The organism is Stappia sp. ABD4_338, from assembly GCF_056312175.1.
Genome location: NZ_CM149982.1, coordinates 1,720,363 through 1,747,362 on the forward strand (window position 1 = coordinate 1,720,363; position 27,000 = coordinate 1,747,362).

Below are 27,000 nucleotides of genomic sequence, written 5' to 3' on the forward strand. Positions count from 1 at the left end.
TCAGGTCCGGGTACGCCCGGACCTTTCGAGTGGAGCTCGAACCACGCATGAAATGCCCCTATTGCGGTTGTGACGACACGCAGGTGAAGGATTCGCGTCCCACGGAGGACAACACAGCGATCCGTCGCCGGCGTGTGTGTGGGGAGTGTGGAGGACGGTTCACCACCTTCGAGCGGATTCAGCTTCGCGAACTGACGGTGATAAAGAACAACGGTCGCCGCGTTCCCTTCGATCGCGACAAGCTCGACCGTTCGATCCGCATCGCCACGCGCAAGCGGCCTGTCGACCCCGACGCGCTCGAGCGCATGGTCAGCGGCATCGTGCGCCAGCTTGAGAGCTCCGGCGAGAGCGACATTCGCGCGGCCGATATCGGCAATCTCGTGATGGAGGGGCTCAAGACCCTCGACGACGTGGCCTACGTACGCTTTGCCTCCGTTTACAAGAATTTCCGGGAAGCCAGGGATTTCGAGGCGCTTCTCGACGAGCTGAGCGGGCCGGAGGCGCCGCCCGCTCGCGAAAGCTGACCGGCGGGCAAAACGTTGAGCGAAACGAACGCACGGGACGATGCCCGGTTCATGGCCGCAGCGGCCGCCTATGCACGCAGGGGACTCGGCAAGGTCTGGCCCAATCCGGCGGTCGGTGCGATCATCGTGCGTGACGACGGTGACGGGCCGCGCGTCGTCGGGCGCGGCAACACCCAGCCGCCGGGCGGACCCCATGCCGAGGTCGTCGCCCTTCGCCAGGCCGGAGATCTTGCCCGTGGCGCCACCTGCTACGTGACGCTCGAGCCCTGCTCGCACCAGGGTCGCACGGGACCGTGCGCCGTCGCGCTCGCCGAGGCCGGCGTGAAGCGTGTGGTGATCGGCCTGCTTGATCCCAATCCGCGCGTGGCCGGGCGCGGCGTGTCCATGCTCGAGGCCGGTGGTGTCGAGGTCTGCGTCGCCAACGGCGAGGCTGCAAGGCTCGCGGCGGAGCTGCACGCGGGCCACGTGCGTCGCGTTACCGACGGGCGTCCCCATGTCATCCTGAAGCTTGCGGTCTCCAGGGACGGGTACATCGGCCGTCCCGGAAACGGGCAGGTCCTGATCACCGGCGAGGACGTGTTCCGCCGTGTCCACGTCCTGCGCGCCGAGTGCGACGGGATTCTCGTCGGCATAGGAACCGTTCTCGAGGACGACCCCAGTCTGTCGTGCCGGCTGCCGGGGCTCACGCACCGCTCCCCGGTGCGGGTGGTGCTCGATACCGAGGCGCGGCTGCCGCTTTCCTCGACGCTGGTGAAGACGGCGGAGAGCATTCCCGTGTGGGTCGTGGTGGGGGCGGATGCCGATCCCGAGCGCCTTGAGGCGCTGACGGCGGCCGGCTGCATGCTCATTCGCCTTGCGCGACCGGAAGGTCAGCGTCTCGATCCTCATGCGGTCATGCGGGCGCTCGGACAGCGCGGCCTGACACGATTGCTGGTCGAGGGCGGGGCAGGGGTTGCCAGATCGCTGATGGATGCCGATCTGGCGGATGAGATTTGCATCTCGCGCGGCGATGTGGAGATTGGCGACGGAGGATTGCGTCCTTTCGTCGACCGGGACCTGTCGCTTGTCGCGGACCTTGGGCGCCATGAACTCGGGTTTGCCTTTCCCGCGGGGCGGGACACCATGATGCGTTACGTGCGCAAGAGGAGCTGAGCCATGTTTACCGGCATCGTCACCGACATCGGCCGCATCGAGTCGGTGGAGAAGATCCCGGCCGGGCTGCGGACCCGGATCGCGACAGCTTACGACCCCGCAACCATCGAGATCGGCGCGTCGATTGCCTGTGCCGGCGTGTGTCACACGGTGACGGCGAAGGGCGGAAACGGCTGGTTCGAGGTGGAATCGGCCGCCGAGACGCTGCGCCTTACCACGGTGCGGGACTGGTCGACGGGCGACCGGGTCAACCTGGAACGATCGCTGAAGATCGGCGACGAGCTCGGCGGACACATCGTGCAGGGGCATGTCGATGGCGTCGCGGAGATCCTGGAGCGTGTCGACCACCCGGACAGCGTGTTCTTTCGCTTTCGCGCCCCGGCCGAATGCGCGCCCTTCATCGCGAAGAAGGGCGGCGTCGCCCTGGACGGCGCCTCTCTTACGGTCAATGACGTCGAGGGGGACACCTTCACCGTGTTCCTGATCCCGCACACGCTGTCCGCCACCACCTGGGCCGAGCGCAAAGCGGGCGACAAGGTGAATCTCGAGGTGGACATGATGGCGCGCTATACCGCGCGGCTCGCGGAATACCGCTGAGGCGTCGCTGCAAACCGGCCCGCCCGCCGGCGCATGGCCGGGCGGCGCAATCTGGTCTGGACAAATGGCCGGCGTCGTGGTTCCTACCCGCACCTTGCCCTCCGGAACGATCCCGACGCGCGCCCTCGTGGCGCGATCCGCGTTGTTCCCCCAGGGCCCCGATCCTCGCGTGCCGCCTTGCGGACGCCCAAGACAAAGCAGGGAAGACCTCCAATGTCCGCTCCCAAGATCCTTGTCATCGACGCGCGCTTCTACGATGACATTTCCGACGCGCTGGTGAAGGGCGCCATGGCTGTCCTGGAGACCGCCGGCGCCGATGTGACCCGCGTGTCCGTGCCCGGCGTTCTGGAAATTCCGGCCGCACTTGCCATGGCGCTTGCCGCGATGGACGGGGGCGATGCCGACTACGACGGCTTTGTGCTGCTCGGCTGCGTCATTCGCGGCGAGACGACCCACTACGACATCGTCGCCAATGAGTCGGCACGCGCCGTGATGGAGCTGACCATCGATGCCGCGCTGCCGGTGGGCAATGGCATTCTCACGGTCGAGAACGACGAGCAGGCGTGGGCGCGGGCCGATCCCGCGCGCAAGGACAAGGGCGGGGCAGCCGCCCGTGCCGCCCTCGACATGATCGACGTGCGCGATCGTCTCGGAGCCTGACCCCATGACGGACGACCGCACCCCGGCGCGCCCGGAACGGGCCATCAAACCGGCAAACAAGCGTGGCGCCGCCCGTCTCGGCGCCGTGCAGGCGCTTTATCAGATGGATGTGGGCGGCTCCATGCTCGCCGACGTCCTGGCCGAGTTCGAGGCATTCCGCCTTGGAAGCGAGCTTGACGGCGAGCAGTACCGGGAAGCGGATCCGGCGTGGTTCCGCGATCTGGTGAAGGGCGTCGTGGCCGAGCAGCGCCGCCTCGATCCCGAAATCCACCGGGCACTCGTCGCCGGCTGGCCGCTGAAGCGGATCGACACCACCCTTCGTGCCATTCTGCGCGCCGGGGCCTACGAGCTCATGTGCATGACGATCGTGCCCGCCCGCGTCGTCATCAGCGAGTACATCGACGTCGCGCGTGCCTTCTACGAGGGCGACGAACCGCGCATGGTCAACGGCGTGCTCGACCGGATCGCCCATACGCATCGTGCCGAGGAGTTCGGTGCTGCCGCGCAGGCAGGGAATGCCGTGGCAGGGCAGGGCGAGGGCAACAACGACGGGCCGGCCGGGAACTGATTTCCCGGCCTATGGCTGCCATCACACATTCGATAGTTTCGATATGAAATGCTGGCCAGGCATGGGGCGGGCAGGATAGGCTCGCGCTCCTGCCTGACGAGTCGTTGCGACTCGCTTTCTCGTTGCGATGCCGGCTGTCTGCCGTCGGCGATCCGGGGACTTCCAGCATGAGCCAGATTGAAGCCGGCGCGGACGACGCGCCTCTCGTGGACGACCGTCTTGCACGGCGAAACGCCGTTCTGCTTGCCTCCGCGCAGGCGCTTGGCGGAGCCTCGGCGTCGATCGTGATTGCCTCGGGCTCGCTGGTGGGCGCCGGGATGCTGGGCGCGGACAAGTCGCTGGCAACCGTGCCCGTCTCCTGTTTCGTGCTGGGCACGGCCTTCGGGACGCTTCCCGCCGGGGCGATCATGCAGCGGTTCGGGCGCAGGGCGGGTTTCTGCGGTGCGGCGGTTCTTGGTGTCGCTGGCGGGCTGTTGTCCGCCTTCGCCATTTTCCAGGCGAGCTTCCTGCTTTTCTGCCTGGGCACCATGGCCAGCGGCTTTGTCTCGGCCTTCGTGCAGCAATACCGGTTCGCCGCCGCCGATACCGCGAGCGACGGCTACCGCCCCAAGGCGATTTCCTTCGTGCTGGCTGGCGGTGTCCTCGCCGGAATCATCGGCCCGCAGACGGTGATCAACACGGCGGACCTGTTTGCGCCGATCCTCTTCGCGGGCACATATGTGGCGCAAGCGGGGCTCTCGCTGATCAGCCTCTTCATCCTGGCATTCCTGTGGATCCCGCGCCCGCCACGTGGTGGCGGAGCACGCGGTGATGTGCGGCCGCTCGGCGAAATCATGGCGCAACCGCGCTTTATCGTGTCCGCGGCCTGCGCCATCACCTCCTATGCGCTGATGAGTCTGGTGATGACCGCCACACCGCTCGCCATGATCGGCTGCGGTCTGACGCAGGCCGACGCCGCCCATGCGATCCAGTGGCATGTTCTGGCCATGTTCGGCCCGAGTTTCTTCACCGGGCATCTGATCGCGCGTTTCGGGCGCGAGCGTATCGTCATCGTCGGTCTGGCTCTGCTTGCCGGCTGTGCGGCGGTGGCGCTCAGCGGTGTCGAGGTGGGCCACTTCTGGACGGCGCTGATCCTGCTCGGTCTTGGCTGGAACTTCGGGTTCATCGGCGCGACCGCTATGCTGGCGGATGCCTATCGCCCGCAGGAGCGCAACAAGGTGCAGGCAGTCAATGATTTCCTCGTCTTCGGCTTCGTTGCGTCCGCCTCCTTCTCGTCCGGCGCGCTGCTGCAGGCGTATGGCTGGTCGACCGTGAACACCCTCGTGTTCCCCTTCACACTGCTCTGCCTTGGCCTCATCGCCTGGCTGGTGATGGCCGAGCGGGCGCAGAGCCGCCTTTGATCAGCGGCCCGAGTCGCGCCATGTCCGAAAGGGGCGGCTCGATCGGAGAGGTGTCCGTTGCGATCTCACGCGCCCTTTCCCGAGCGCCTTCGCCGTTGCTGTCGATTTTGCGGACGACGGTGCGAAAATCTTGCGCGCTGCGATGCCGCTCGTGATGCGGCGCGGTAAGTCGTTGGCGTGACGAAGAGACGGGCACGTCGGCTGGAATGCTCGTGTTGCGGGAAACGATTTTCGTGAGCGCAACCAGCTCTCTTTCCCTGTGTCGGGAGAGGTGACGCAGCGGCGAACTGAAACGGCGGCTTGACGCGGGACGCAGGCACGATACCGTCAAGGGGTGTGGGCCCGAAAACCACAACAAAACGGGCCCTTCCCGCGTCTCCGTCCGGAGCGCGTCCTTCACTGGGGGGAAGAATGCTCGAACTAGCTCTCGTGATCGTATGTGGGTTGCTGTCCATCGCCTATGGCGTGTGGGCGGTGGGGTCCGTCATGGCGGCCGATGCGGGCAATGCCAGGATGCAGGAAATCGCCGGTGCCATTCAGGAAGGGGCGCAGGCCTATCTCAATCGCCAGTACACGACGATCGGTATCGTCGGTGTCGTCATATTCGTTCTCGTGGCCCTGCTGCTCGGCATTCTGGTCGCGATCGGTTTCGCGATCGGTGCCGTGCTCTCGGCTGCCGCCGGCTACATCGGAATGCATGTCTCCGTCAGGGCCAATGTGCGCACGGCGCAGGCGGCCAGCACCTCGCTTGCCGCGGGACTCGAGATCGCCTTCCGGTCCGGCGCGGTCACCGGCCTTCTCGTGGCCGGGCTCGCGCTTCTGGGCGTTGCGGTCTATTTCGCGATCCTCACCGCGGGGCTCGGCTACGATCCGCAGAGCCGCACGGTTATCGATGCGCTTGTCGCGCTCGGCTTCGGTGCGTCGCTGATCTCCATCTTCGCCCGGCTCGGGGGCGGCATCTTCACCAAGGGGGCCGATGTCGGCGGTGATCTCGTCGGCAAGGTCGAGGCGGGGATTCCCGAGGACGATCCGCGCAACCCGGCCACCATCGCCGACAACGTGGGCGACAATGTCGGCGATTGTGCCGGCATGGCGGCGGACCTGTTCGAGACCTATGCGGTGACGGTCGTGGCGACCATGGTGCTCGCCTCGATCTTCTTCACCGGCGCGACGGCGGTGACGCTGATGCTGCTGCCGCTGGTGATCGGCGGCGCCTGCGTGGTGACGTCGATCATCGGGACGTTCTTCGTCAAGCTGGGCTCCGGCAACTCGATCATGGGGGCGCTCTACAAGGGCTTCGTGGCCACGGCCGTCCTGTCCGCGGTGGCGCTGCTGCTGATCGTGTTCTTCTGGCTCGGCTTCTCCAGCGAGTTCACGACCGCCGGCGGCACGGTCTTCACCGGCGCGCACCTGTTCTTCTGCGGCCTGATCGGACTGGTGGTGACCGGCCTCATCATCTGGGTGACGGAGTACTACACCGGAACCGACTACCGTCCGGTGCGCTCCATCGCGCAGGCCTCGGTCACGGGCCATGGCACCAACGTCATCCAGGGGCTTGCGATCTCGCTCGAGGCGACCGCGCTTCCCGCGATCATCATCATCGCGGGCATTCTGGGTGCCTACGGCATGGCCGGGCTGTTCGGCATCGCCATCGCGGTGACGACCATGCTGGCGCTCGCGGGCATGGTCGTGGCGCTCGATGCCTTCGGTCCGGTGACCGACAATGCCGGCGGCATTGCCGAAATGGCGGGACTGCCGAGCGAGGTGCGTGTCACCACCGACGCGCTGGATGCGGTCGGCAACACCACCAAGGCGGTGACCAAGGGCTATGCAATCGGTTCGGCGGGCCTTGGCGCGCTGGTGCTTTTCGCCGCCTACACGGAGGATCTCAAGTTCTTCGCCAGCCGGGCGGAACCCGGTTCCTTCTTCGATGGCGTGAGCGTCGACTTCTCGCTGTCGAATCCCTATGTGGTCGTCGGCCTGCTGTTCGGCGGCCTTCTGCCCTATCTCTTCGGCGGCATTTCCATGACCGCCGTGGGACGGGCGGCCGGAGCCGTGGTGGAGGAGGTCCGCCGGCAGTTCCGCGAGAAGCCAGGCATCATGGAAGGCACGGAGAAGCCCGATTACGGGCGGGCCGTGGACATGCTCACCAAGGCGGCGATCCGCGAGATGATCGTGCCGTCTCTGTTGCCGGTCCTGTCGCCGATCGTGGTGTATTTCGTCATCGCCGCGATCGCGGGCAAGTCGCAGGGCTTTGCGGCCCTCGGCGCCATGCTGCTTGGCGTTATCGTCACGGGTCTCTTCGTCGCCATCTCCATGACCGCCGGTGGCGGGGCGTGGGACAATGCCAAGAAGTCCTTCGAGGATGGCTTCGTCGACAAGGACGGCGTGCGCCACGAGAAGGGATCCGAGGCGCACAAGGCGTCCGTGACGGGTGACACCGTGGGTGACCCTTACAAGGACACCGCCGGGCCGGCGGTGAACCCGATGATCAAGATCACGAACATCATTGCGCTGCTGCTGCTTGCGGTGCTCGCGCATTCATGACCGTGCGGGGCCGGGCGACCGGCCCCTCGCCATGCGAGCGGACCATCGACCATCCATCCGCCAGATACGAAACGGGCGCGGAAGGAGATCCTTCCGCGCCCGTATTGATCATTGATCTTGCCCTTGCGCCGGTGCGCGTGCCTCAGAGGTTGAGGCTCGGGTTCTTCGCGCCGCGCAGGATCTGGGTCAGGAAGCCGTAGTCGGAGCCGCCGGTGCGCGTCTTGCGCGTCAGGATGTCGACGACCTTGCCGTCCTCGAGGCTGTAGTACGCGGTGTCGCGCACGAAGCCGTCCTCGTCGAAATAGATCGCCACGACGCGACGCTCGACCACCTCGGGCGAGAAGAAGGCCGTCGTCTCGTTGGTCTGCGAGATGTAGTAGTAGGCGTCGCCGCCGAGGCGCGAGACCGTCGAGGGCGAGCCAAGCAGCAGTTCCACCTGCTCGCGGCTCGAGCCGACCTGGATCTCGCGAACGCGATCGGTCGACAGAACGCTGCCGTGCTGGAGCGTCGTGGTGAAACAGCCGCCAAGCGGCAGGGCAAGGGTGCCCGCCAGCAGGATCCCGCGAAGCCTGTTCTTCATCAATGCGTGTCCCGTTCGTTCGTCGTTCCAGGCAGTGCCGACCCGGCTTATCCCCGTATCGTGCGGATGCCCGGACGCGCGTCCTTGGCAAAGTCCCTAACCTGCGCTAGGCCACTTGGCAACCGTCGTGCGGCGGGCTTCTCCCAAGGGAAGCGCACCGCACGGCCCGTGAAGCGGGCGAGTTCACCCCGGACCCGGCCCGCGTTCGCCCCTCGTCACCCGATCCGGAGCGCAAGAGCCCATGGTGTTCGGACTGTTCAGGCGCAGCCTGCCCAAACAGGTCGCAGCCGCTTACACGCAGATCGTGGCACAGGCGCGGCAGCCGCATTTCTACAGCGATCTCGGCGTGCCCGACACGCTCGATGGCCGCTTCGAGATGGTGTCGCTGCACACGATCCTCGTGCTCGACAGGCTGCGGGGGGAAAAGGGGCGCAACGCGGCCTTCGCCCAGGATCTGTTCGACTTCTTCTTCGCGGACATGGACAGCTCGCTGCGCGAAATGGGCGTGGGCGACACATCCGTTCCCAAGAAGATCAAGAAGATGGCAGAGGCCTTTTACGGCCGGGCGGCCGCGCTGGCCGCGGCCCTGGCGGAGGACGGGCGCCAGCCTCTGGTCGACATGCTGTCGCGCAACGTCTATCCGGATGAGCCGGATCCGCTTGCCGTCGCGGCCCTTGCCGCCTATGTGCGCTCGGTGGCCGAAACGCTTGCTGCCCAGCCGGTGGCCGAAATCATGGATGGCGCGCCCGCCTGGCCGGATGCCACCCTGTTCACTCGTGAAGGAGCCAACCGGTGAGCGATATCGCTTTTCCGCTGCATCATTCCGTCGACGCCGTGTTGCCCGCCGGCAAGCCGCGCGAACTGACGATTGCCCCGGGGCAGGAGGATCTGGCCCGCATCGCAGAGGCCTACGGGCTTTTGGGGCTGCGCGATCTGGTCGCCGATCTCACCCTGTATCCGTTCCGCCGTGACGGCGTGCGCGTGGCCGGTCACCTCACCGCAATCGCGACGCAGGCCTGTGTCGTGACGCTCGCTCCGGTCGAGCAGCCCATCGACGAGACGTTCGAGGTTCGTTTCGACCCTTCGGCACGGCGCATGAATGAGGGCGACGAGATCGAAATCGACGCGCTTGGCGAGGATCCGCCCGAGCCGCTCGAGGGGGGGCGCATCGACCTGGGAGCCGTGATCTGCGAGCAGTTCGCGCTGGCACTCGATCCGTTCCCGAAAGCGCCGGATGCCGAGGTTCCGGAGGCGTATCGGCCGCCGGAGGAGGGGGACGAGGATCCCGACGACAAGCCGCCGTCTCCCTTTGCCAAGCTTGCGCAATTGCGCAAGGACAGGGACTGAACCCTGCAGGCGACCGTTTCTGCAAGCGGGAGAAAGCTGTTGTCACGGCGGCCCAAACGGGTATGTTCCCGAACGCTTCCCGTGGTGTGCAGGGTCTCTCGCGAGCCTGACTCCGGTGAGTGCCTTGCGGACGGATACCGGCGGGGCAGGGGACACGCGGCGCTTTTCGCGCGGCGGTGAACGCAAGTAAGAGTGGCCGGTGCGGAAACGGGCGGATCGCCGGAGTGGCCGGACCTGATCCCCGCTCTGGTTGGCGACGGGGCTCCAGAAAACGCGGACGATGGCGCAAACGGTTCGAATTTCACTAGATGCGATGGGTGGCGATCGCGGTGCCGAGGTAGTGGTGCCGGGTGCCGCACTGGCGCTTGAGCGTCGTCCCGACATCGCTTTCTCTCTTTATGGCGACAGTGCCGTCGTGGGACCGCTTCTGGAGCGCTACCCGACGCTGAAGGCTGCCTCGACGCTGCATCACTGCGAGGTCGCGGTGGGCATGGACGCCAAGCCGAGCCAGGCGCTGCGCCAGGGGCGCTGGAAGTCCAGCATGTGGCGCGCCATCGAAGCGGTGAAGACCGGACACGCGGATGTGACGGTTTCGGCCGGCAACACCGGCGCGCTGATGGCCATGTCCAAGTTCTGCCTGCGCACCATGGCCAATATAGAGCGCCCGGCGATCGCGGCGATCTGGCCGACGGCGCGGGGCGAGTCGATCGTGCTGGACGTGGGCGCGACCATCGGGGCCGATGCGCAGCAGCTCATCGATTTCGCGCTGCTCGGCGGCGCGATGGCGCGCGTTCTCTTCTCCATCGAGCGTCCGACCGTCGGTCTGCTCAATATCGGCGTGGAGGAGGTGAAGGGCCTTGAGGAAGTGCGCACGGCGGGGCGCCTTCTGCGCGAGGCGAACATGCGCACGCTGACCTACGCCGGCTTCGTCGAGGGCGACGACCTGGGCAAGGGCACGGTCGACGTGGTGGTGACGGAAGGCTTTGCCGGCAACATCGCGCTCAAGACGGCCGAGGGAACGGCCAAGCAGATCGGCGGCTACCTGCGCTCGGCCATGAACCGGACCTGGCGCGCGCGGCTGGGCTACCTGCTCGCCAAGGACGCCTTTGACCGGCTGCGGGAGAAAATGGACCCGCGCAACGTCAACGGCGGCGTTTTCCTCGGGCTCAACGGCATCGTCATCAAGAGCCATGGAGGCACCGACCCGGAAGGCTTCGCGGCCGCGGTCGAGCTTGCCTACGACATGGCCCGCAACGATCTGATGCACAAGATTTCGAATGATTTGAAGCACTACCATCGCGGCCGGTTCAGTGGCCGTGATGGATCGGAAGGTGATCTGTGACAGTCAAGCGTTCCATTATCCTGGGTACCGGCAGCTATGTTCCCGAGCGCCGCCTTACCAACAGCGACCTCGCCGAAATGGTTGATACCTCGGACGAATGGATCGTTCAGCGCACCGGCATCCGTGCCCGTCATATCGCCGCCGAAGGCGAGCTGACGTCGGATCTGGCGGTCAAGGCCGCCAGGCGCGCGCTCGAGGCCAGCGGCCTTGAGCCGGGCGACATCGACATGATCGTCCTGGCCACGGCGACACCGGACAACACCTTTCCCGCGACCGCCGTTACCGTGCAGCACAAGCTCGGCATTTCCTCCGGCTTCGCCTTCGATGTTCATGCCGTGTGTTCCGGGTTCGTCTATGCGGTCGCCACCGTCGATGCCTATCTGCGTGGCGGCATGGCCAAGCGCGCGCTGGTGATCGGCGCGGAGACCTTCTCGCGCATTCTCGACTGGGAGGATCGCACCACCTGCGTTCTCTTTGGCGACGGTGCCGGCGCGATCGTGATGGAGGCGAGCGAGGTGGCGGACGGGGAGCCCGAGCGCGGCGTTTTGACCTCGCACCTGCGCTCCGACGGCCAGCACAAGGACAAGCTCTACGTGGACGGCGGACCGTCTTCCACGCAGACCGTCGGTCACCTGCGCATGCAGGGCAAGGAAGTGTTCCGTCACGCGGTCTCGATGATAACCGACGTGGTCGAGGCGGCGTTTGCCGAGACGGGGACCACGGCCGACGATCTCGACTGGTTCATTCCCCATCAGGCGAACCGCCGCATCATCGACGCCAGCGCCAAAAAGCTTGGCATTGATCCGGCCAGGATCGTGATCACGCTTGAGGATCACGGCAACACGTCCGCCGCCTCCATTCCGCTGGCGCTGGACGCGGCGGTCCGCGACGGACGGGTGCGCCGTGGAGATCTCGTCATGCTGGAGGCCATGGGCGGCGGCTTCACCTGGGGAGCGTCCCTTGTTCGCTGGTGAACCGCCAAAGGGTTGAGTGACTGGCGTTTTTCAAGGCAACGTAACGTCACGTGGTTGACCCCTCCCGCGGGACCACATAGTCTTGAACGCGGGCAAAACGATACGCATCCCTTGATGCCGGAAGGCGGACCCGGCCTAGGAGGAGCTATGGGCGGCAAGACAGTGACACGCGCCGATCTTTGTGAGGCCGTCTACCAGAAGGTAGGTCTCTCCCGGTCGGAATCCTCTGAACTGGTGGAGAAGGTGCTTTCCGAGATCGCGGATTGTCTCGTCTCCGGCGAATCCGTTAAGCTGTCCTCCTTCGGTTCGTTCGTGGTGCGGTCCAAGGGGGAGCGCATCGGTCGCAATCCGAAGACGGGCGAGGAAGTTCCGATCCTTCCGCGCCGTGTGATGGTGTTCAAGCCATCCAACGTCCTGAAGAAGCGGATCAACGAGACCATGATGGGCACGTCGGACGACGCCGCGTGATCCATCGCGGCACCGGCGCAGATTGAGACCCCGTGAGCGTTGACAAGAGCCCCGACGCATTTCGCACCATCAGCGAAGTTGCCGACGACCTCGACCTCCCGCAGCACGTCCTGCGGTTCTGGGAGACCCGTTTCTCCCAGATCCGGCCGCTGAAGCGTGGCGGAGGGCGGCGTTACTATCGTCCCGAAGATATTGATCTGCTGCGCGGCATTCGCCATCTCCTGTATGGCGAGGGCTATACGATCAAGGGCGTCCAGCGCATCCTGAAGGAGCAGGGCGCGCGTTTCGTCATGCAGGTTTGGCGCGAGGACGGAATCCCGCTTGCGGCTCTCGCGGCCCAGGCCGCGGCCACGATGGCCGAGGAGCCGGTTGCGCCGCCGCGCGGGCGCGCTCCGGCGGCACGGCCCGCGCCCGGCGGGGGCGAGACCCCGTCCCGCCAGCAGTCCCAGGCACCAGCCGCACCCGATCGCGGTGCGCCGGTGCAGCATCATGGCAATGTCACGGCTGTCGCCGAGGCGGACGAGGAGCCGATGCCACGCGGTATCCTGCCCGATGGCGTCGAGCCGCCGCAGGCACGCGGCAGTGGCGGTTTCCGGCTGATGGAGCGTCTTCTGGGAGAGCGCGGCGAGGCCCAGGCGGCCGGCTCGCTCTCGCGCGATGACATCCGCCGTCTCCAGGCGACATTGTTCGAGCTTCTGGAGTGCAAGCGCATTCTCGATCAGGCGCGATAGCCCTTGTCGAGCGGCTTCCGGCTGGTCGAGCCGGCGGGACTGGCCATCTTCAGTGAAATCATTTCAGCAAATCACACCGCCCGGATCCACAGGGGACCGGGCGGTGTGGCGTCGTGTCGTCAGAGCGTGCCCCTGGCCATCTCCGAGGCGATGTGATCCGCCTGCCGGATGGCGAGGGCAACGATGGTCAGCGTCGGGTTCTCCGTTGCTCCGGTCGTGAACTGGCTGCCGTCCGAAACGAAGAGGTTCGGCACGTCGTGGGCCCGCCCGTTGCGGTTCACCACCCCGTCGCGCGGGTTCTCGGACATCCGGTTGGTGCCGAGATTGTGCGTCGAGGGGTAGGGCGGCGTCGGGAACGTCCGGGTTGCCCCCACGGCCTCGTAGATCGCGATGCCCTGCCTGTAGGCGTGGTTGCGCATCGCGATATCGTTCGGGTGGTCATCGAAGTTCACATTGGGCGCGGGCAGGCCGAACCGGTCCTTCAGGTCGTGATTGAGGGTGATCCGGTTGGTTTCCTGTGGCATGTCCTCGCCGACGATCCACAGGCCGGCCATGTTCTCGTAGGAGTCCAGCGCGGTCGTGAACTCGCGGCCCCAGCCGCCGGGATCCAGGAAAGCCGCCATGAAGGGCAGTCCGAGGGACAGCGTCTCCAGTTCATAGCCCCCGACGAAGCCGCGCGAGGGATCGTGCCGTGCCTCGTCCTGGATGATGCCGGCCATTGTCGTGCCCCGCCACATGCGCACGGGCTTGTCGAAGGCCGCATAGACCGAGCCCGTGGTGTGACGCATGTAGTTGCGTCCGACCTGTCCCGACGAATTGGCGAGACCGTCCGGGAACAGGTTCGACGCCGAATTCAGAAGCAGTCGGGGGCTTTCGATCGAGTTGCCCGCGACGCAGACGATACGCGCTTTCTGCAGGTGCTCGGTGCCGTTCTCGTCGGCATAGAGCACGCCTGTCACCTTGCCGCTGGCGTCATGCTCGATCCTGAGCGCGTGGCACCGGTCGCGAACCTCCAGGTTGCCGGTCGCCTCTCCGCGTGGAATGTCGGTGTAGGCCGAGGACCACTTGGCGCCCCACTTGCACCCCTGGAAACAGAAGCCGGTCTGCTGGCAGGCCATCCGGTCGTCGTAGTCACGGCTGTTGATCGCCATGCGACCGGTATGGACTTCCTTGTAGCCGAGCTTCCGTGCGCCGGCCTCCAGCACCTTGTAGTTGTTGTTTCCGGGCAGGCCGGGGCGGCCACCGGTGCGCGTCACGCCGAGCTTGGCCTCGGCCTTCTCGTACCAGGGTTCCATCTCGGCAAGATCGATCGGCCAGTCGAGCAGGTTTGCCCCCTGTACCGCTCCATAGGTGGAGCGGGCCTTGAACTCGTGCTCCTGGAAGCGCAGCGAGGCGCCGGCCCAGTGAATGCTGGTGCCTCCGACCGCCTTGACGATCCAGGCCGGAAGGCCGGAAAAGTCCTTCGCGACGCGCCAGTCTCCGGAGGTCGAACGCGGGTCGGTCCAGGCCAGTTGGCCGAAGCTCTCCCACTCGTCGTTGATGTAGTCCTCGGGCATGTAACGTCCGCCCGCCTCGAGCGCGACGACGGCGATGCCTTTCTGGGCGAGTTCGTTGGCGAGCACGCCGCCGCCGGACCCCGTGCCGATGATGACGACGACGCTCGCGTCGTCGAGTGCGAATGGTGCAGCCATGACAGCGTCCTCCCTCACAGCCAGTTGATGTCGTCGAAACCGCGGTCGATGTAGCCGCCCTTGGAGAAGCTTTCTCCCTCGTAACCGAAGAGCGGCCAGATGGCCTTCTGGTTGTAGAGCCCGGTCACGAGGCCGCCGCGTACGGTCTGGAAGAACGGGCTCTCCTCCATCGCCCTCAGGATCTCCACGCGGTCGCGCTCCCAGCCGATGGACACATAGTCCGCGTGTCCCTTGCCCCGTGCGGCGGCGTCGAGCCCGGCGATGCCCGTTTCGACCATCGCCGCCGTTTCGGCGGTGTCGTAGCCTTTCACGGCGCGGACGTAGAACTCGTCGGCGACGTGGTCATGGGGGTAGATGTCGCGTGCCATCTGCACGAGCGTTGCCATCGTCTTCGGGGCGACATGGGCGACCTCCATGGCCCATGCCGCGCCTGAACCGGCCAGAAAGCCCGGTCCGGTGACGAAGGCGGCGCCGGCTGCGGCGCCGAGCGACAGCAATTGCCGCCGCGAAAGTCCCCGCGGGGATGCAAGTGTATCGGTCATTGTCTCCTCCCTCGACGCTCCCGCTCCTCCTAGCGGTAGCGTCCGTGCCTTTGCAGAACCTCGATCTGGTATCCGTCCGGATCCTGGACAAAGAAGAACCGCGCGAGCAGGGCGCCCTCGCGGTTGAACTCGACGATCTTGCGCGGTGCCAGGCCGGCCTTCTCGAAGCGTGCGTGCTCGGCATCGAGATCGTCGACGCAGACGGCCAGGTGCCCGTAGCCGTCGCCCAGGTCATAGGGCTCGGAACGCCCCTTGTTGACCGTCAGCTCGAGCTCGAAGTCGGCTTCGTCGTTGCGCAGGTAGATGAGAATGAAGTTGTCGAACTCGAACCTGTCGGCGATTTCGAGCCCGAAAGCGGTCTTGTAGAAGGCGACGGAGCGCGCTTCGTCGATCACGCGTACCATCGCATGAATAAATTTCGCCACGATTTACTCCCGGATCGTTCCGTCGGTCCGCGTGCCCAGGGACCTGACGTATCGGTCATGCCATATGCTGCCTTGCAACAAAGCGGTTGCAGCATTCTCCGGCCGGTTCAGCCGGAGATGCAGACAGGATGTGGGCAAGACCTTTTGTCCGGGTAGTATTGGTGTACTACAGGGAGGTTTTTACTCGGCAGCTTCCAGATGCATGGCCGGAAGCGTCTGGCGCAGGCGAATGAGGCAGGCACAGCGCAGCAGCGATGTGAAGTTGCGGGTTTCGCCCCGCAGCTCCAGCACTTCCGAGTGCAGCTTGGAGATGAAGGCCGGCGTGGTCACGCCGTCGGAGGCGGCGATCTCGTCGACGATCTCCCAGAAGGAGCGCTCGAGTCGGATGCTCGTGCTCTGGCCGTTGAGCCTCATGCGGCGTGTTTCCGGCTCGTAGTCGTCGGGGTCTTGCCCCGCAAAGATGTGGCACATGGGATCCTCCCGAAATACGGCTCGCCCGCCCGGACGGTCTGCGTGTCCTGTCGCGAGTGCCGAGGTGCGGTCAATGGTAACGGCCCTTTCCCCCCGCACAAGTGCCCAGATCCACTTCACACCCGGGATCCACTCAGTGCATCGGGCCGCCCGTCGGCAGTTCGAGCTGCTCGACCTCGGCGCGCGGGATCTGGTCTCCGAGTGCAAAGGCAAAGCGCTCCACGCCGGCCAGGTCCGGGGCCACGTCGCAGGTGAAGGACAGGTCGTACCACAGGCCGTGCCCGTGGACGGCCGCGCCGGGCGCCGTCACGTGAAGACCGGAGATCGTCGCCTCCTTGCGTACCTGGACACGTGCGTAGTCGATCCGCAGCTTCGGGTTCTCGCGGCGCGTCTGTTCCACAGCTTCGTAGTTGCAGAGCTGCACGATCCGCTCCTCGTGGTCGGCCGTTTCAAGCTGCGCCAGTGTCGCCCGCCCGAGCGGGGAGGCGAGGGCGGCTCCGGAATAGAGGGTTGTCGCCTCGACGAGGTCCCGCTGCCGCCGTTTCGGCGTGAGTTGCATGCGAGGCGCCGCCTTCCCGGTGGAGGTCCTGGGGTCTGGTCTGATGCGCTCGGGCTTCGGCGCCTGAGTCGTGGCGGCGGCCGGAGGCTGTTCCCGGGGGGCGGCGGGTTCCGGCGGTGGAGGTTCGGTTTCGCTGACGGGGGGCGAGGGGAGTGGCCGAAGACTGGCTGTCCCGCGCACGAGCACGACCTCGACGGCGTCGTCGCGGGCGCGCACGACCGGGCGCGGTGGCGCGGTGTAAAACGCCAGCGCGGCTAGGATCACCCCGTGCAGGGCGAGCGAGATCGCAAGGCTTCGCCGCATGGGTCGAGGCGGTTTCCTGAGGCGATGTGAGTGTGCGGCGGGCCGCCCGGATATTGCTTTGACGCGCAAATGGGCCGGAATTCCGGCACAACCGCGAAGACCTCAAAAATGGCGCATTCGCACCCTCGCCGCAGTCTGTTGATCCAGGGGGTATGAGGTCCGACCTCGATGGGGTAGTTAAGTGTAGGCATCCGGTCCTACACGGGGACGGTGCAATTGCCTGCCGGCTCTCGTGACGGTGTGGGGCAAGTTGCACGCAATCGTTGGAGATCCATCATGAGCATCGGTTTTTTGCGCAAGAGAGGCGCCGCATGGATTGTGGCCGCAACGGTCCTGGCTCTTGTCGATATCCTGGGGGGTGTGGCACTCGCGCAAACCCCGGACGGCTGGGAGCGCAAGATGGTTGGCAAGGATGATGTGAAGCTTGAAATCTTTGAAAGGGGAAGCGGCAGAACGGTTCTGATGCATCCGTCGCTTGGCCGTCCAGCCCAGGATTTCGAGATGCTTGGCAATACGGTGGCGAAAGCCGGCTACCACGTTGTGCTGATCAACCCGCGTGGCATCGGCGGCAGCACCGGACCGATGGACAAGGCAACGCTCAACGATCTCGGCAACGACGTGTGGATGGTCGCGGATGAACTCGATGTCGATCGCGCGTTCGTGCTGGGCCAGAACTACGGAACCCGCGTGTCGCGGGCGGTGTCATGGCTGAAGCCGGACCGGGTGATCGGGCTCATGCTGCTCGCCTGCGGTGGCGAGGTCGAGCCGGACGCCGCGACCTGGAAGGTCTTCTGGAGCATGTACGACCCCGACCTTTCGCCGGAAGAACACCGCAAGGCGGTGGCCAGTTCGATGTTCGCACCGGGCAACGATCCGACGCCGTTCCTCACCGGCTGGCACCAGAAGACGGCACAGTTGCAGAAGGACGCGGCGATGAGGACCGACTTCAAGCCGATGATGAAGGGCGGCACGGCGCCGGCGCTGGTGATTCAGGGGCTGGAGGACAAGATCGCGCCGCCGCAGAACGCATTCGATTTCGCGACATCGCGGCCGAATGCGTGGCTCGTGGCATTTCCCGACATGGGGCATGCGATGTTGCCGGAGCATCCGACACAGATCGCCGACACCGTGATCAGCTTTCTGAACCACACGAAGTAAGACATTGGCAGAATTGAGCAACAGGCCCGGTGCGAGAGATCGCTCCGGGCTTTTGCGTTTGTGGCTGGCAGGTCGTTCGTGAGGGAAGAGGGGGCGGTGACGCGTTGCGTCAGGCGCGCCGCGGATCGCGAAGGCGGTGTGAGCCACAAAGGCGAACGGCATCCGGTTCATGAGAACAGGAGCCGATTTCATATGAAATTGCCAAGGAATTGAATTTGATGGTCGGGCAGGCCGGATTTGAACCGACGACCCCTTCACCCCCAGTGAAGTGCGCTACCAGGCTGCGCTACTGCCCGACTGCCTGCGCTGCAGGCCCGCTCTTCCTAACCGCTTCGTGCGCCGGGCGCAAGCATGGAGACGGCGGTTGATCCCCGGTTTTCGACCGGTCTTTTCGCCCGGGCGCGAACGGCGTGTTCCAGCGCCACCAGGCCCCAGGCCAGACCGTAGAGCATGTAGAGGTGACGCCAGCGGTCGGTGTCGATGATGAAGGACATCATCATGTGGCCGACAAGCACGACAAACACGCAGCGCGCCGCCCATTGCCAGGGGCGGGGCTGGAACACGACCGGCAGAAAGGCGCGGAAGGTGACGATCACCAGCGCCAGATACGAAATGCCTCCGAGCCACCCGTAGGTGGTGAAGGCCTTCATGTAGGTGTTGTGCTCATCCTCGGGAAAGAAGTTGCGGAACTGCAGCGGGCCGAGGCCGAAGGGATGATCGACCACGATCTGGAACCCGAGCACGTAGCGTGCGAAACGACCGAGCCTGGCCGCGTCGTAGTCCTGCACGAGCTTGGCGCGCTGCAGCAGCATTCCCGAGATCGAATCGAGTGACAGGGAAACCACCAAAAGCGCCACGAAGGCGACGACCCCGGCGAGCGCGAAGCCGAGCAGACGGGCGCGTTCACGTGCGTCGCGGGTTCCCATGAACACCAGCAGGTAGACGCCGAGGCCGGAAAACACGGCCAGCCCCCAGGCCGCGCGCGAGAAGCTGAGCAGGATGGCCAGCGTCAGGACGGCGAGCGCCGAGAGGCGTCCCGCCTGTCGCCAGAACGGACGCTCCAGGACGGGGCGCGTGATCAGCGTGTGCACGAGAACGGTCCACGGCAGAACGAGGAAAGGGCCGAAGACGTTGGGGTCCTGAAACGTGCCCTTGGCGCGGCCGTAGAGCGTGAAGATCGCGTGGCCGTAGCCGAAGTATCCGGCGATTCCGAGCGCCCCGACGACAAGCGCGCTGGCGAGATAGGCGTTGCTGATCGTGGTGAGCCGATCGGGAGCCTGCGCGACGATGGCGGCGAAGAAGAGGGCCGTGACCGCGAGAAACCCGGTCACGGCGATATACATGATCGCCTCGCCGAAATCGTCCGACATGAGCGTCGCGATCAGGCCGCCGGAAAGAAACAGCGTCACGATCACGATCAGCGGTGCGATGGCGACCGGCAGGCGGGGGGCGCTCAGAAGCCAGAGGCCGAGTCCCGCGACCATGGCGAGTTCATATGGGGCTGGCTCGTTGAGAACGAAGCCGCCGAGAAACACCACGACCCAAAGCGCGGCCCGACCCAGGCGCGCCGTATCGAACGCGACAGGGGCGAACCGTGCCGAGCGGGTCGCGGCGTGGCTCAATAGGCGCCCTCCGGCTTGAACAGGGCAAGCGGCGTGGCGAGAAGGATGCGGATGTCGAACAGGATCGACCAGTTCTCGATGTAGTAGACGTCGTATTCGACACGCTTCTGGATCTTCTCCGGCGTGTCGACCTCGCCGCGCCAGCCGTTGATCTGCGCCCAGCCGGTGACACCGGGCTTGACCTTGTGGCGGGCGAAATAGCCGTCGACGACCTCGTCCCACAGCTTGTTGTCGGTGTGGGCGTTGACCGCATGGGGACGCGGGCCGACCAACGACAGCTCACCGCGCAGCACGTTGAAGAGCTGGGGCAGCTCGTCGATGGACGTGCGGCGGATGAAACGGCCGACCGGCGTCACGCGCGGGTCGTTTTTGGTCACCACCTTCTTCGCGGTGGGATCCGACATCTCATGGTACATCGAACGGAACTTGAGGACGTCGATGACCTCGTTGTTGAAACCGTAACGTTTCTGGCGGAACAGCACCGGCCCCTTGCTGTCGAGGCGGATGGCGATCGCCGTGGCCAGCATGACCGGCGAGAGGGCGATGATCGCGGCGGTTGCGACACAGATGTCGAAGCCCCGCTTGGCGATCCCGTCCCAGTCGGCCATGGGCTTTTCGACCACGTTGACGAAGGGCACCGTGCCGATGAAGGAGGAGGCGCGGTCGCGGAAGGACACCTTGTCCGTGTGCGCCGACAGGCGAATGTCGACCGGCAGCACCCAGAGCTTCTTCATGAACTCCAGCAGCCGCTTTTCCGCACGCAGCGGGATCGTCACGATCAGCATGTCGATGCGCGCGATCCGGCCGAACTCGACCAGGTCGGCCACGGTTCCGAGCTTCGGGTATCCCGCCACGATATCGGGAGAACGCGCGCTCTTGCGATCGTCGAACAGTCCGCAGATGCGGATGTCGTTGTTGGGCTGGTTCTCGATTTCGTGGATCAGGTCGGCGGCAACCTGGCCACCGCCGACGATGACCGCGCGACGCTCAAGACGACCGTCGCGGGTCCACTGGCGCACAAGGCCGGAGGTCACGACGCGCGCGACCAGCAGCGCCGCGAGGCCGAAACCGTACCAAACGACGAGAACCGCCTCGTCTATTCCGCGCATGAAGTTGCCGACGCTCTTGATCATGTAGAGCGTGAGAACGACGAGCGTCCAGGCGACCGCGATGCGCGCGCCATGGGCGAGCACCTGTCGCATGACCGGAATCTGGTAGCAGTCGGCAGCCTGGAAAAAGGCGGCCGTGAGAATCAGGGCCGAGAGAACGGGCAGGAGGGCCGTGACCGACATCAGGTCGACCCCGCCAAGGTGCATGCTGACCAGCCCGACCACGGCGACGATGAGGAAATCGACGAGGCGTGTCGTGCCGCTCACCACGGCCGGAGCGATCACGGACTTGCGCAGACCGGCCGCGACCTTGAGCGCGAGCGGCGACAGGTTGGTCGGCTCTGCCGGCGGGTCCTCGCGAGTGTTGGAGCCGGTCGTCGAGCCGGAGGAGCCGCCTGCAAGAGCGTTCTTGAGAATGCCTGCGGAATGGGGCGTCGTCGTCATGGCGCTGGTTACTCTCCCTCAGCCTTTGCATCGGCCTTGACGGTCAGCCGGGCCGGTGCAAGTGCTCCCTGGTCATACGCGCGCGGAAGACGGTCCGGTTTGCGCGGACCGCGTGTTTCCAGATACAGCGACGTGATTCGATCGTTCATGAGATCGACATTGAAGGTTTCGGAAAGGCACGCGCGCTGGCTTTCCGCCTGGCGGCGCGCGGCCTGCGGATCGCTCTTCACCCGTGCCATGGAGGCGGCGAGTTCGGATACCACGCCCGGCGTCACCAGTTGGTCGGCGAAGCGGCCAAAGATTTCCGGGATGCCGCCAACGCGCGTGGCGATCAGCGGAACCTGGGCGGCCACGGTTTCCAGCACGATATAGGGCATTGCCTCGGCGCGCGAGGGCACGACAACACAGCGTGCCGTGCGAAACGCCTCGCGTGCCGGACGGGGGCCCAGGAAACGCACACGGTCGCCGAGGCCGAATTCCGACACCATCGCCTCGTAGCGGGGGCGGTCCTCGCCTTCGCCGGCGATATTGGCGCTCGCCTTCAGGCCGTAGGCGGTTTCAAGCTCGTGCAGTGCGCGGATGAAAAGGTCCGGGCCCTTGAGGTCGCGCAGCATTCCGATGAACAGGAAATCCGCCGCGTCGGCATCCGGCGCCACCGAGGAAAACTCCTCCGGCGCGAGGCCGTTGTAGACCACCCTCGCGGGGATCTTCGGTGCGCGCACCTTGGATTCATAGGCGGCATATTCATAGTCGGAGACGAAGACCAGCGCGTCGGTAAACCGCTCCTGCAGCTTTTCCAGCGCGAAATAGATCCGGCCCTCGATCCGGCCGGCGTCGTAGTGCAGGCTGCCGCCGTGCGGGCAGTAGACACGCGTGACCTTGTGGCCGCGCAGGCGCATGACCGTGCCGATGGTGCGGGCGAAGACGCCACCCTTGGCACCGTGCCCGTGCAGCACGTCGGGCTTCAGGCCGGAGATGTGGCGGTAGAGTGCGGCCAAAGCCTTGAGGTCGGCCGGCGTCACCTGGCGGCGCATGGGAAAGCGCTTCACGCCAAGGGCGAGCTGGGGTGCGAGCCGCGCGATCGCCTCGTCCTCGAAGGGGCCGCCGGTGGAGGAATCGCAGATCACGCCGACCTGGTGGCCGGCCCGGGTCTGGGCGAGGGCGAGATCGGCGATATGGCGAAAAATGCCACCGATCGGTGCTCGCACGAGATGCACGATGCGCAGGGGCGCGGCAGTCATCGGAACTCTCCCTGTCGAACTGCGCCCGCCGGTTTGTTTCTCCGGTTCGGACGCAGATGAGACTAGCAGGGAGCGATGAGTTTCAGGTTAATGCTTGAAGCAACTCGCTCTTGACGCGCAACTCAGAAGAAGCGCTCGCGCACGTAGATCGTGTCGCCCGGGCGAACCGGGTCGGTGATCGGCACGCGTCCCGACATGACCTCGCCGTTGATCTGGCGGGTGATGTCGACCGAGGACTGCTGCCCGCGCGGCGTGAAGCCGCCGGCGGTCGCGATGGCGTTCTGGGCGGTCATGCCGGCGACGTAGGGGTACTGGCCGGAGTTGGCGACCTCGCCCATGACGAAGATGGGGCGGTAGGTCGCGACCTCGACGGAAACGTCCGGATCCCGCAGAAAACCGTTCTTGAGGCGGGTGGTGATCGCGCCTTCCAGCTCCCTGGCGGTCATGCCGCGGGCGGGCACGCTGCCGATCAGCGGCATCGAGATGTAGCCGGCCTGATCGACGGTGTAGGTGTTGTTGAGATCGCGCTGTCCGAACACGATGACACGCAGGGTGTCGCTCGAGTCGAGACGGTAGGGCTTCGTCAGCACGTCGTGAAACGCGGACGGCGGCTGCCGGTAGCCGCTGCACGCGGCAACGACTAGGCAAAGGCAGATGGCGGCTGCGATACGGCTGAACATCCCGGTCTCCTGAAGCGTTGCGCCAGTATTTCCGCCGACGTGGTTAATGTGCGGTGAATCGGAGGCGGGTTTCGCAATCACACCTGTCGCGGGACTGACCGTGCGGGCCGGGAAACAGGGTTAACCCTACGCTTACCATAAGGCCCCATCATCATCTTCAAGCCTTTCTTGGAGACACGAGCATGAACGAGTCGCGCGCACCTGGCCTGATCCGCCCCGAGGCGGAAGAGCGGGTGGAGATCGACATGGCTTCGGTCCTTGCCGCCCTGCGCCGTTCCCTTCGGTGGTTGCTGCCGCTGACGATCGCCGTCGCGGTGCTGGCCTTCGTCGTGCTTCAGCTCGTCCCCGCGAAGTACCGCTCCGAATCGAAGGTTCTCATCGAAACCTCCGACATCGTCTATCCGGGCGATGCGCGTGGCGTGGAGGAGGAGCGGGCGCTTCTCGACAACGAGGGCATCCAGAGCCAGGTCGAACTGCTCATGTCCCGCGATCTGCTGCGCCGGGTGGCCAAGCGGCTGGATCTTGCCGCCGAGGCCGAGTTCCAGGGCGGGGGCGGAAGCCTCGTCTCCGACATGTTCGTGGCGCTCGGCATGTTGCGCGATCCGGGCCGCTCGTCGCTTGAGGAGCGCGTGCTCAAGACCCTCTACGAGCATCTTGACGTCTTTCGCGTCGACGGTTCGCGCGTCATCACGGTTCGCTACACCTCGCGTGACGCGGAGCTGTCGGCGCGCGTGGCCAACGGCATCGTCGAGGAATACCTGAACCTTCAGTCGTCGGTGAAGCGCGAGACGACCGATCTCGCCGCCACCGCGCTCGAGACCCAGATCGAGCGTCTGCAGGGCGAGGTGAAGGAAGCGCAGGAAAAGGTGGAGGCCTGGCGCTCGCAGGCCGGCCTTCTGCTTGGCGCCGACAACCAGACCCTCGACCAGCAGCAGCTCGGCGAAATCAGCACGCAGCTTTCCGATGCCCGTGCCGCGCAGTCGCAGGCGGAGGCGCGAGCCAAGCTCATCCGCGAGCAGCTCAGGAGCGGCGGCTCGCTCGAGAGCGCCAACGAGGTGCTCAACTCCCAGCTCATCCAGCGGCTGGTCGAGCGTCAGGTGGAGCTGCGCGGACGCATCGCCGAGCTTTCGACGACCCTGCTGCCGAATCATCCGCAGATCCGCGCGCTTCGCTCCCAGCTCGACGACATCGACCGGCAGGTGCGGCAGGAAGCGGCCAAGATCGCCTCCGGCCTGGAAAACGAGGCCAGAATCCAGCGGGAGCGGGTCGCTTCCCTCAACGAGACGCTCGATGAACTGAAGACGCGTGCCGGTAAGTCCAACGAGGACCAGATCCGGCTCCGCGAGCTTGAGCGCGAGGCGCAGGTCAAGGCGGCCCAGCTCGATCAGCTCATGACGCGCTACCGGGAGGCCGACACGCGTCGCAATGCGCCGTTGCTGGGCGCCGATGCCCGCGTGATCTCGAGGGCGACCGTGCCGCTTGAGCCCTATTCGCCCAAGGTCGGACCGATCACTGCAATCCTGACCGTCGTCACCTTCCTGCTCGGTGCGCTCGTGGTGGTTCTCGGACAGTTTCTCTCGGGCCGTGCCTTCGTCAGCGTGCCGCTGGATGACGAGCATGAGGACGCGGGCGCTCCCGACACCGAGGCCGCGATGTCCGCTCCGCGCGAAACGGGGACCGCCGAAAGTGCCCGCCACGCGCATGACGACCTCAACCAGGGCCAGTGGCGCGCCTCCGCCGGTGCCATGGCGGGATACGGCGGCATGGCCAGTGCCGCCGCCGGCTGGGGCAACGACCGCGCCGCGGCCACGCGGGCGGGCGATGCGGATGTGCCGGTTCAGGCGGACGAGCACATGGATATGGCGGTGGCCGATGCTCCGGCTCCGCATGACGCGGCCGCGTTTGCCATGCCCGCTGAAGCCGGAGAGGACCGCCCGCGCCGGGTCGCGGTGCTGTCCGTCGACAGTGACGAGGCCTCGCAGGGGGTTGCCTTCCGCCTCGTGCGCGAGGCGGCGGAGGAGGGCGTTCTTCCGCTCTTCCTGGAGGTGCGTCCGGACCTTGCGGACCCGGAGGCCGTTCCCGGCTTCGCCGAATTACTCGACGGGTCGGCGTCCTTTGCCGGCGTGATCTACCGCGATGCGGCGTCGCGGGCGCATGTGATCGAGTCGGGCAAGCGCAACATTGACGACGATCTTGCCCAGGCCGGCCGCTTCGAGCTTCTCATGGACGCGATCGATCACACCTACGATCAGGTGTTCTTCGATCTGGGCCTTATCGACGACGCGCTGATCAGCGCCCAGATCCTGGCCATGGCCGACAAGGTGGTGGTGGCCAGTGGCGGCTCGCCCGCCGGACCCGAACTGGAAGAGGCGCTCCGGATGCTGCAGGACCAGACCGGCGCGCCGGTCGTGGTGGAGAAGATGGGCGGCGGCACGCGCGGCTGCGCGGACATGGCGGCCTGATCCGGCTGGGCGCTCTCATCGCGTGACACGCCAGAGAACAACGCCAGGGAACATGAAAAGGCCCGACACCGTCTCCCGGTGCCGGGCCTTTTTGCGTTCGGGGTCCCTTGCTGCGGCTCAGGCGCGCAGGCGACGCATCTTGCGCACCAGCGACCAGAGGGCCGGCGTGTTGCGGATGGTCCGGCGCAGGTCACGAATCCGGCGGATGGCGAAGATGGCGGCGCGGCCTTTCAGCGTGACCGGCAGGGCGACGTCCATCAGCGCCTCGCGATCGGCCCAGGAGGTCTTGTAGCGCTCGGCCCCCAGTCCGAAATCGAAGCTCGTGGCGCCGAGCCGGCAGGCGTCGGCGATCACGTGAAGCAGCAGCAGGTCTCCGGGGCTGTAGACGCCCGCGTCCTCGCAGATGCTGTTGGTGTAGGCGTGGAACCGCTCGTACTGCATTCCGCAAAGATAGGTGGCGCGAACCTCGCCATCGACCTCGAGGCCGTAGATCATGCAGCGGTTGTCGCCGGCTTCCATGGAGCGCACGAGCTGTTCGGTCAGGAACGCGCGCATGTCGGGGGCGTCGAAGACGTTGGGAATGCCGCTCGAGGCCTGACGCAACCCGCGCTGGGTTATGAGCGTTTCGAGGAAACGCAGGGCGGTCGCCGGATCTTCGGCGCGCCGGTGGCACACCGTTCCGGTCTCGGCCAGCTTGCGCTCCTTGGTGCGCAGTTTCTTGCGTGCGCTGGAACTCCGCCGCGCCTTGTAGACCTTGTCGAAGTCGGCTTCGAGCGGGAAGGCGTGCACGGCGTTCAGGCTCGCGATCGCATGCGGACAGATGAGCGGATGAACGCGCTCGTCGATGGTCTCGGGCACATACTTGAGATCGAACAGGTCGATGCGATGGCTGGCGGCAACCTTCAGGAGGACCTTGCGGAGGCTCCGCACATGAATGCCGGCGAGAACGTCGCGTCGCCACAGGCCGCTGTTTTGGTTGCCATGGAAATCGCCGAGAAACCGGCAGATGCGCAGATGGCCGCGGGCCTTGCGAGTGATCGAGAGAGGCAGCAGGAACGCGGGCTCGCCATCGACCTCGCCGACAACGATCAGCGCCTCGATGCCGCGTGCGCGTCCCACGTGGTCGTACCAGGACGACAGCCACTCGTAGCTGGTGAACAACGTGCCGAAGGCGTTTTCCTGGAGCGTGCGCCAGATGTCCGCAACCCGGTGGGGATCGGACTCGGTGCGGATGGAGAACTCTCCGGTTTCCAGCATTCCGTCCAGCCTCATCGCCTCCACATCCATGTCTTCGGAGTGCAGGTCCGCGAGTGCGCGCATGACGGGCAGGTCGTCTGCCCGGGCAGTCGCGTGTTGCATGTCAGTCCCCCCGACGTCTCTCGTCATGGCACCATGTTCACCGT

The 27,000-nt window shown here is 65.9% G+C and carries 26 protein-coding genes and 1 tRNA gene; 15 read left to right on the top strand and 12 right to left on the bottom strand.

The annotated features are described in order from the left end of the window. The first annotated feature begins 47 nt into the window (after nucleotides 1-47). From nrdR to ACYX4S_RS08015, 7 genes are all read left to right on the top strand, one after another. The gene (gene nrdR, locus ACYX4S_RS07985; protein WP_293724943.1) at nucleotides 48-524 is read left to right on the top strand and encodes a transcriptional regulator NrdR; all 477 of its coding nucleotides are present in this window, start codon (nucleotides 48-50) and stop codon (nucleotides 522-524) included. Between the two features lie 15 nt (nucleotides 525-539). Continuing rightward, entirely contained in the window at nucleotides 540-1,676 is a 1,137-nt protein-coding gene (ribD, locus tag ACYX4S_RS07990; RefSeq protein ID WP_476362512.1) for a bifunctional diaminohydroxyphosphoribosylaminopyrimidine deaminase/5-amino-6-(5-phosphoribosylamino)uracil reductase RibD, read from the top strand. A gap of 3 nt (nucleotides 1,677-1,679) precedes the next feature. Continuing rightward, on the top strand, nucleotides 1,680-2,273 hold the full coding sequence (locus tag ACYX4S_RS07995; protein WP_476362513.1) for a riboflavin synthase: 594 nt from the start codon (nucleotides 1,680-1,682) through the stop codon (nucleotides 2,271-2,273). A 213-nt stretch (nucleotides 2,274-2,486) separates the two neighbouring features. Continuing rightward, the gene (ribH, locus tag ACYX4S_RS08000; protein WP_293724688.1) at nucleotides 2,487-2,933 is read left to right on the top strand and encodes a 6,7-dimethyl-8-ribityllumazine synthase; all 447 of its coding nucleotides are present in this window, start codon (nucleotides 2,487-2,489) and stop codon (nucleotides 2,931-2,933) included. Nucleotides 2,934-2,937: 4 nt separating this feature from the next. Then, on the top strand, nucleotides 2,938-3,501 hold the full coding sequence (nusB, locus tag ACYX4S_RS08005; RefSeq protein WP_476362514.1) for a transcription antitermination factor NusB: 564 nt from the start codon (nucleotides 2,938-2,940) through the stop codon (nucleotides 3,499-3,501). Nucleotides 3,502-3,668: 167 nt separating this feature from the next. Beyond that, on the top strand, nucleotides 3,669-4,901 hold the full coding sequence (locus ACYX4S_RS08010) for an MFS transporter (protein WP_476362515.1): 1,233 nt from the start codon (nucleotides 3,669-3,671) through the stop codon (nucleotides 4,899-4,901). Between the two features lie 411 nt (nucleotides 4,902-5,312). After that, a complete protein-coding gene (locus ACYX4S_RS08015; protein ID WP_422068842.1) occupies nucleotides 5,313-7,448 on the top strand; it encodes a sodium-translocating pyrophosphatase in 2,136 nt (711 codons plus the stop codon). Nucleotides 7,449-7,590: 142 nt separating this feature from the next. Here ACYX4S_RS08015 and ACYX4S_RS08020 read toward each other — a convergent pair whose 3' ends face one another. Continuing rightward, on the bottom strand, nucleotides 7,591-8,028 hold the full coding sequence (locus ACYX4S_RS08020; protein WP_476362516.1) for an outer membrane protein assembly factor BamE: 438 nt from the start codon (nucleotides 8,026-8,028) through the stop codon (nucleotides 7,591-7,593). Nucleotides 8,029-8,269: 241 nt separating this feature from the next. On the opposite strand from ACYX4S_RS08020, the gene ACYX4S_RS08025 reads away from it, so the two are divergent. The 6 genes from ACYX4S_RS08025 to ACYX4S_RS08050 all read left to right on the top strand — a co-directional run bounded on the left by ACYX4S_RS08025 (nucleotide 8,270) and on the right by ACYX4S_RS08050 (nucleotide 12,890). Next, on the top strand, nucleotides 8,270-8,824 hold the full coding sequence (locus ACYX4S_RS08025; protein WP_293724698.1) for a ubiquinol-cytochrome C chaperone family protein: 555 nt from the start codon (nucleotides 8,270-8,272) through the stop codon (nucleotides 8,822-8,824). Then, a complete protein-coding gene (locus tag ACYX4S_RS08030; RefSeq protein WP_476362517.1) occupies nucleotides 8,821-9,375 on the top strand; it encodes a YceD family protein in 555 nt (184 codons plus the stop codon). The genes ACYX4S_RS08025 and ACYX4S_RS08030 overlap by 4 nt, the downstream gene beginning before the upstream one ends. Nucleotides 9,376-9,655: 280 nt before the next feature. Further along, a complete protein-coding gene (gene plsX / locus ACYX4S_RS08035; protein WP_293724702.1) occupies nucleotides 9,656-10,717 on the top strand; it encodes a phosphate acyltransferase PlsX in 1,062 nt (353 codons plus the stop codon). Then, nucleotides 10,714-11,691, top strand: coding sequence for a beta-ketoacyl-ACP synthase III (locus ACYX4S_RS08040; protein ID WP_476362518.1), 978 nt, complete (start codon nucleotides 10,714-10,716; stop codon nucleotides 11,689-11,691). Before plsX ends, ACYX4S_RS08040 begins: the two co-directional genes overlap by 4 nt. Nucleotides 11,692-11,838: 147 nt before the next feature. Further along, nucleotides 11,839-12,159, top strand: a complete 321-nt coding sequence (locus ACYX4S_RS08045; RefSeq protein ID WP_293724705.1) for an integration host factor subunit alpha — start codon at nucleotides 11,839-11,841, stop codon at nucleotides 12,157-12,159. Nucleotides 12,160-12,191: 32 nt separating this feature from the next. Further along, nucleotides 12,192-12,890: a MerR family transcriptional regulator gene (locus tag ACYX4S_RS08050; protein WP_476362519.1), complete on the top strand. Its 699-nt coding sequence runs from the start codon at nucleotides 12,192-12,194 to the stop codon at nucleotides 12,888-12,890. Between the two features lie 119 nt (nucleotides 12,891-13,009). On the opposite strand, the gene ACYX4S_RS08055 is transcribed toward ACYX4S_RS08050, so the two are convergent. From ACYX4S_RS08055 to ACYX4S_RS08075, 5 genes are all read right to left on the bottom strand, one after another. After that, on the bottom strand, nucleotides 13,010-14,581 hold the full coding sequence (locus tag ACYX4S_RS08055; RefSeq protein WP_476362520.1) for a GMC family oxidoreductase: 1,572 nt from the start codon (nucleotides 14,579-14,581) through the stop codon (nucleotides 13,010-13,012). Between the two features lie 14 nt (nucleotides 14,582-14,595). Beyond that, nucleotides 14,596-15,123, bottom strand: coding sequence for a Twin-arginine translocation pathway signal (locus ACYX4S_RS08060; RefSeq protein WP_293724710.1), 528 nt, complete (start codon nucleotides 15,121-15,123; stop codon nucleotides 14,596-14,598). Nucleotides 15,124-15,152: 29 nt separating this feature from the next. After that, nucleotides 15,153-15,548 (bottom strand): VOC family protein, encoded by a 396-nt coding sequence (locus ACYX4S_RS08065; protein WP_293724712.1) that lies wholly within the window; start codon nucleotides 15,546-15,548, stop codon nucleotides 15,153-15,155. A gap of 180 nt (nucleotides 15,549-15,728) precedes the next feature. Further along, nucleotides 15,729-16,019 (bottom strand): ribbon-helix-helix domain-containing protein, encoded by a 291-nt coding sequence (locus tag ACYX4S_RS08070; protein WP_293724713.1) that lies wholly within the window; start codon nucleotides 16,017-16,019, stop codon nucleotides 15,729-15,731. Between the two features lie 133 nt (nucleotides 16,020-16,152). Then, a complete protein-coding gene (locus tag ACYX4S_RS08075; protein WP_476362521.1) occupies nucleotides 16,153-16,578 on the bottom strand; it encodes a DUF930 domain-containing protein in 426 nt (141 codons plus the stop codon). Nucleotides 16,579-17,157: 579 nt separating this feature from the next. Here ACYX4S_RS08075 and ACYX4S_RS08080 point away from each other — a divergent pair. Then, nucleotides 17,158-18,039 (top strand): alpha/beta fold hydrolase, encoded by an 882-nt coding sequence (locus tag ACYX4S_RS08080; RefSeq protein WP_476362522.1) that lies wholly within the window; start codon nucleotides 17,158-17,160, stop codon nucleotides 18,037-18,039. A 219-nt stretch (nucleotides 18,040-18,258) separates the two neighbouring features. Here ACYX4S_RS08080 and ACYX4S_RS08085 read toward each other — a convergent pair. The 5 genes from ACYX4S_RS08085 to ACYX4S_RS08105 form a co-directional block, all read right to left on the bottom strand. Further along, nucleotides 18,259-18,335, bottom strand: a tRNA-Pro gene (locus tag ACYX4S_RS08085). Nucleotides 18,336-18,362: 27 nt separating this feature from the next. After that, a complete protein-coding gene (locus ACYX4S_RS08090; protein ID WP_476362523.1) occupies nucleotides 18,363-19,661 on the bottom strand; it encodes an O-antigen ligase family protein in 1,299 nt (432 codons plus the stop codon). Continuing rightward, nucleotides 19,658-21,214, bottom strand: coding sequence for an undecaprenyl-phosphate glucose phosphotransferase (locus ACYX4S_RS08095; RefSeq protein ID WP_476362524.1), 1,557 nt, complete (start codon nucleotides 21,212-21,214; stop codon nucleotides 19,658-19,660). The genes ACYX4S_RS08090 and ACYX4S_RS08095 overlap by 4 nt, the downstream gene beginning before the upstream one ends. 8 nt (nucleotides 21,215-21,222) lie before the next feature. Beyond that, on the bottom strand, nucleotides 21,223-22,455 hold the full coding sequence (locus ACYX4S_RS08100; protein WP_476362525.1) for a glycosyltransferase: 1,233 nt from the start codon (nucleotides 22,453-22,455) through the stop codon (nucleotides 21,223-21,225). A gap of 122 nt (nucleotides 22,456-22,577) precedes the next feature. Continuing rightward, nucleotides 22,578-23,135, bottom strand: coding sequence for a polysaccharide biosynthesis/export family protein (locus ACYX4S_RS08105; RefSeq protein WP_293724722.1), 558 nt, complete (start codon nucleotides 23,133-23,135; stop codon nucleotides 22,578-22,580). Nucleotides 23,136-23,317: 182 nt separating this feature from the next. Between ACYX4S_RS08105 and ACYX4S_RS08110 the strand changes: the two genes are divergently transcribed. Then, on the top strand, nucleotides 23,318-25,597 hold the full coding sequence (locus tag ACYX4S_RS08110) for an exopolysaccharide transport family protein (protein ID WP_476362526.1): 2,280 nt from the start codon (nucleotides 23,318-23,320) through the stop codon (nucleotides 25,595-25,597). Nucleotides 25,598-25,714: 117 nt separating this feature from the next. Here the strand turns inward: ACYX4S_RS08110 and ACYX4S_RS08115 are convergent, their stop codons facing one another. Next, nucleotides 25,715-26,956 (bottom strand): GNAT family N-acetyltransferase, encoded by a 1,242-nt coding sequence (locus ACYX4S_RS08115; protein WP_293724726.1) that lies wholly within the window; start codon nucleotides 26,954-26,956, stop codon nucleotides 25,715-25,717. Nucleotides 26,957-27,000: the final 44 nt, after the last annotated feature.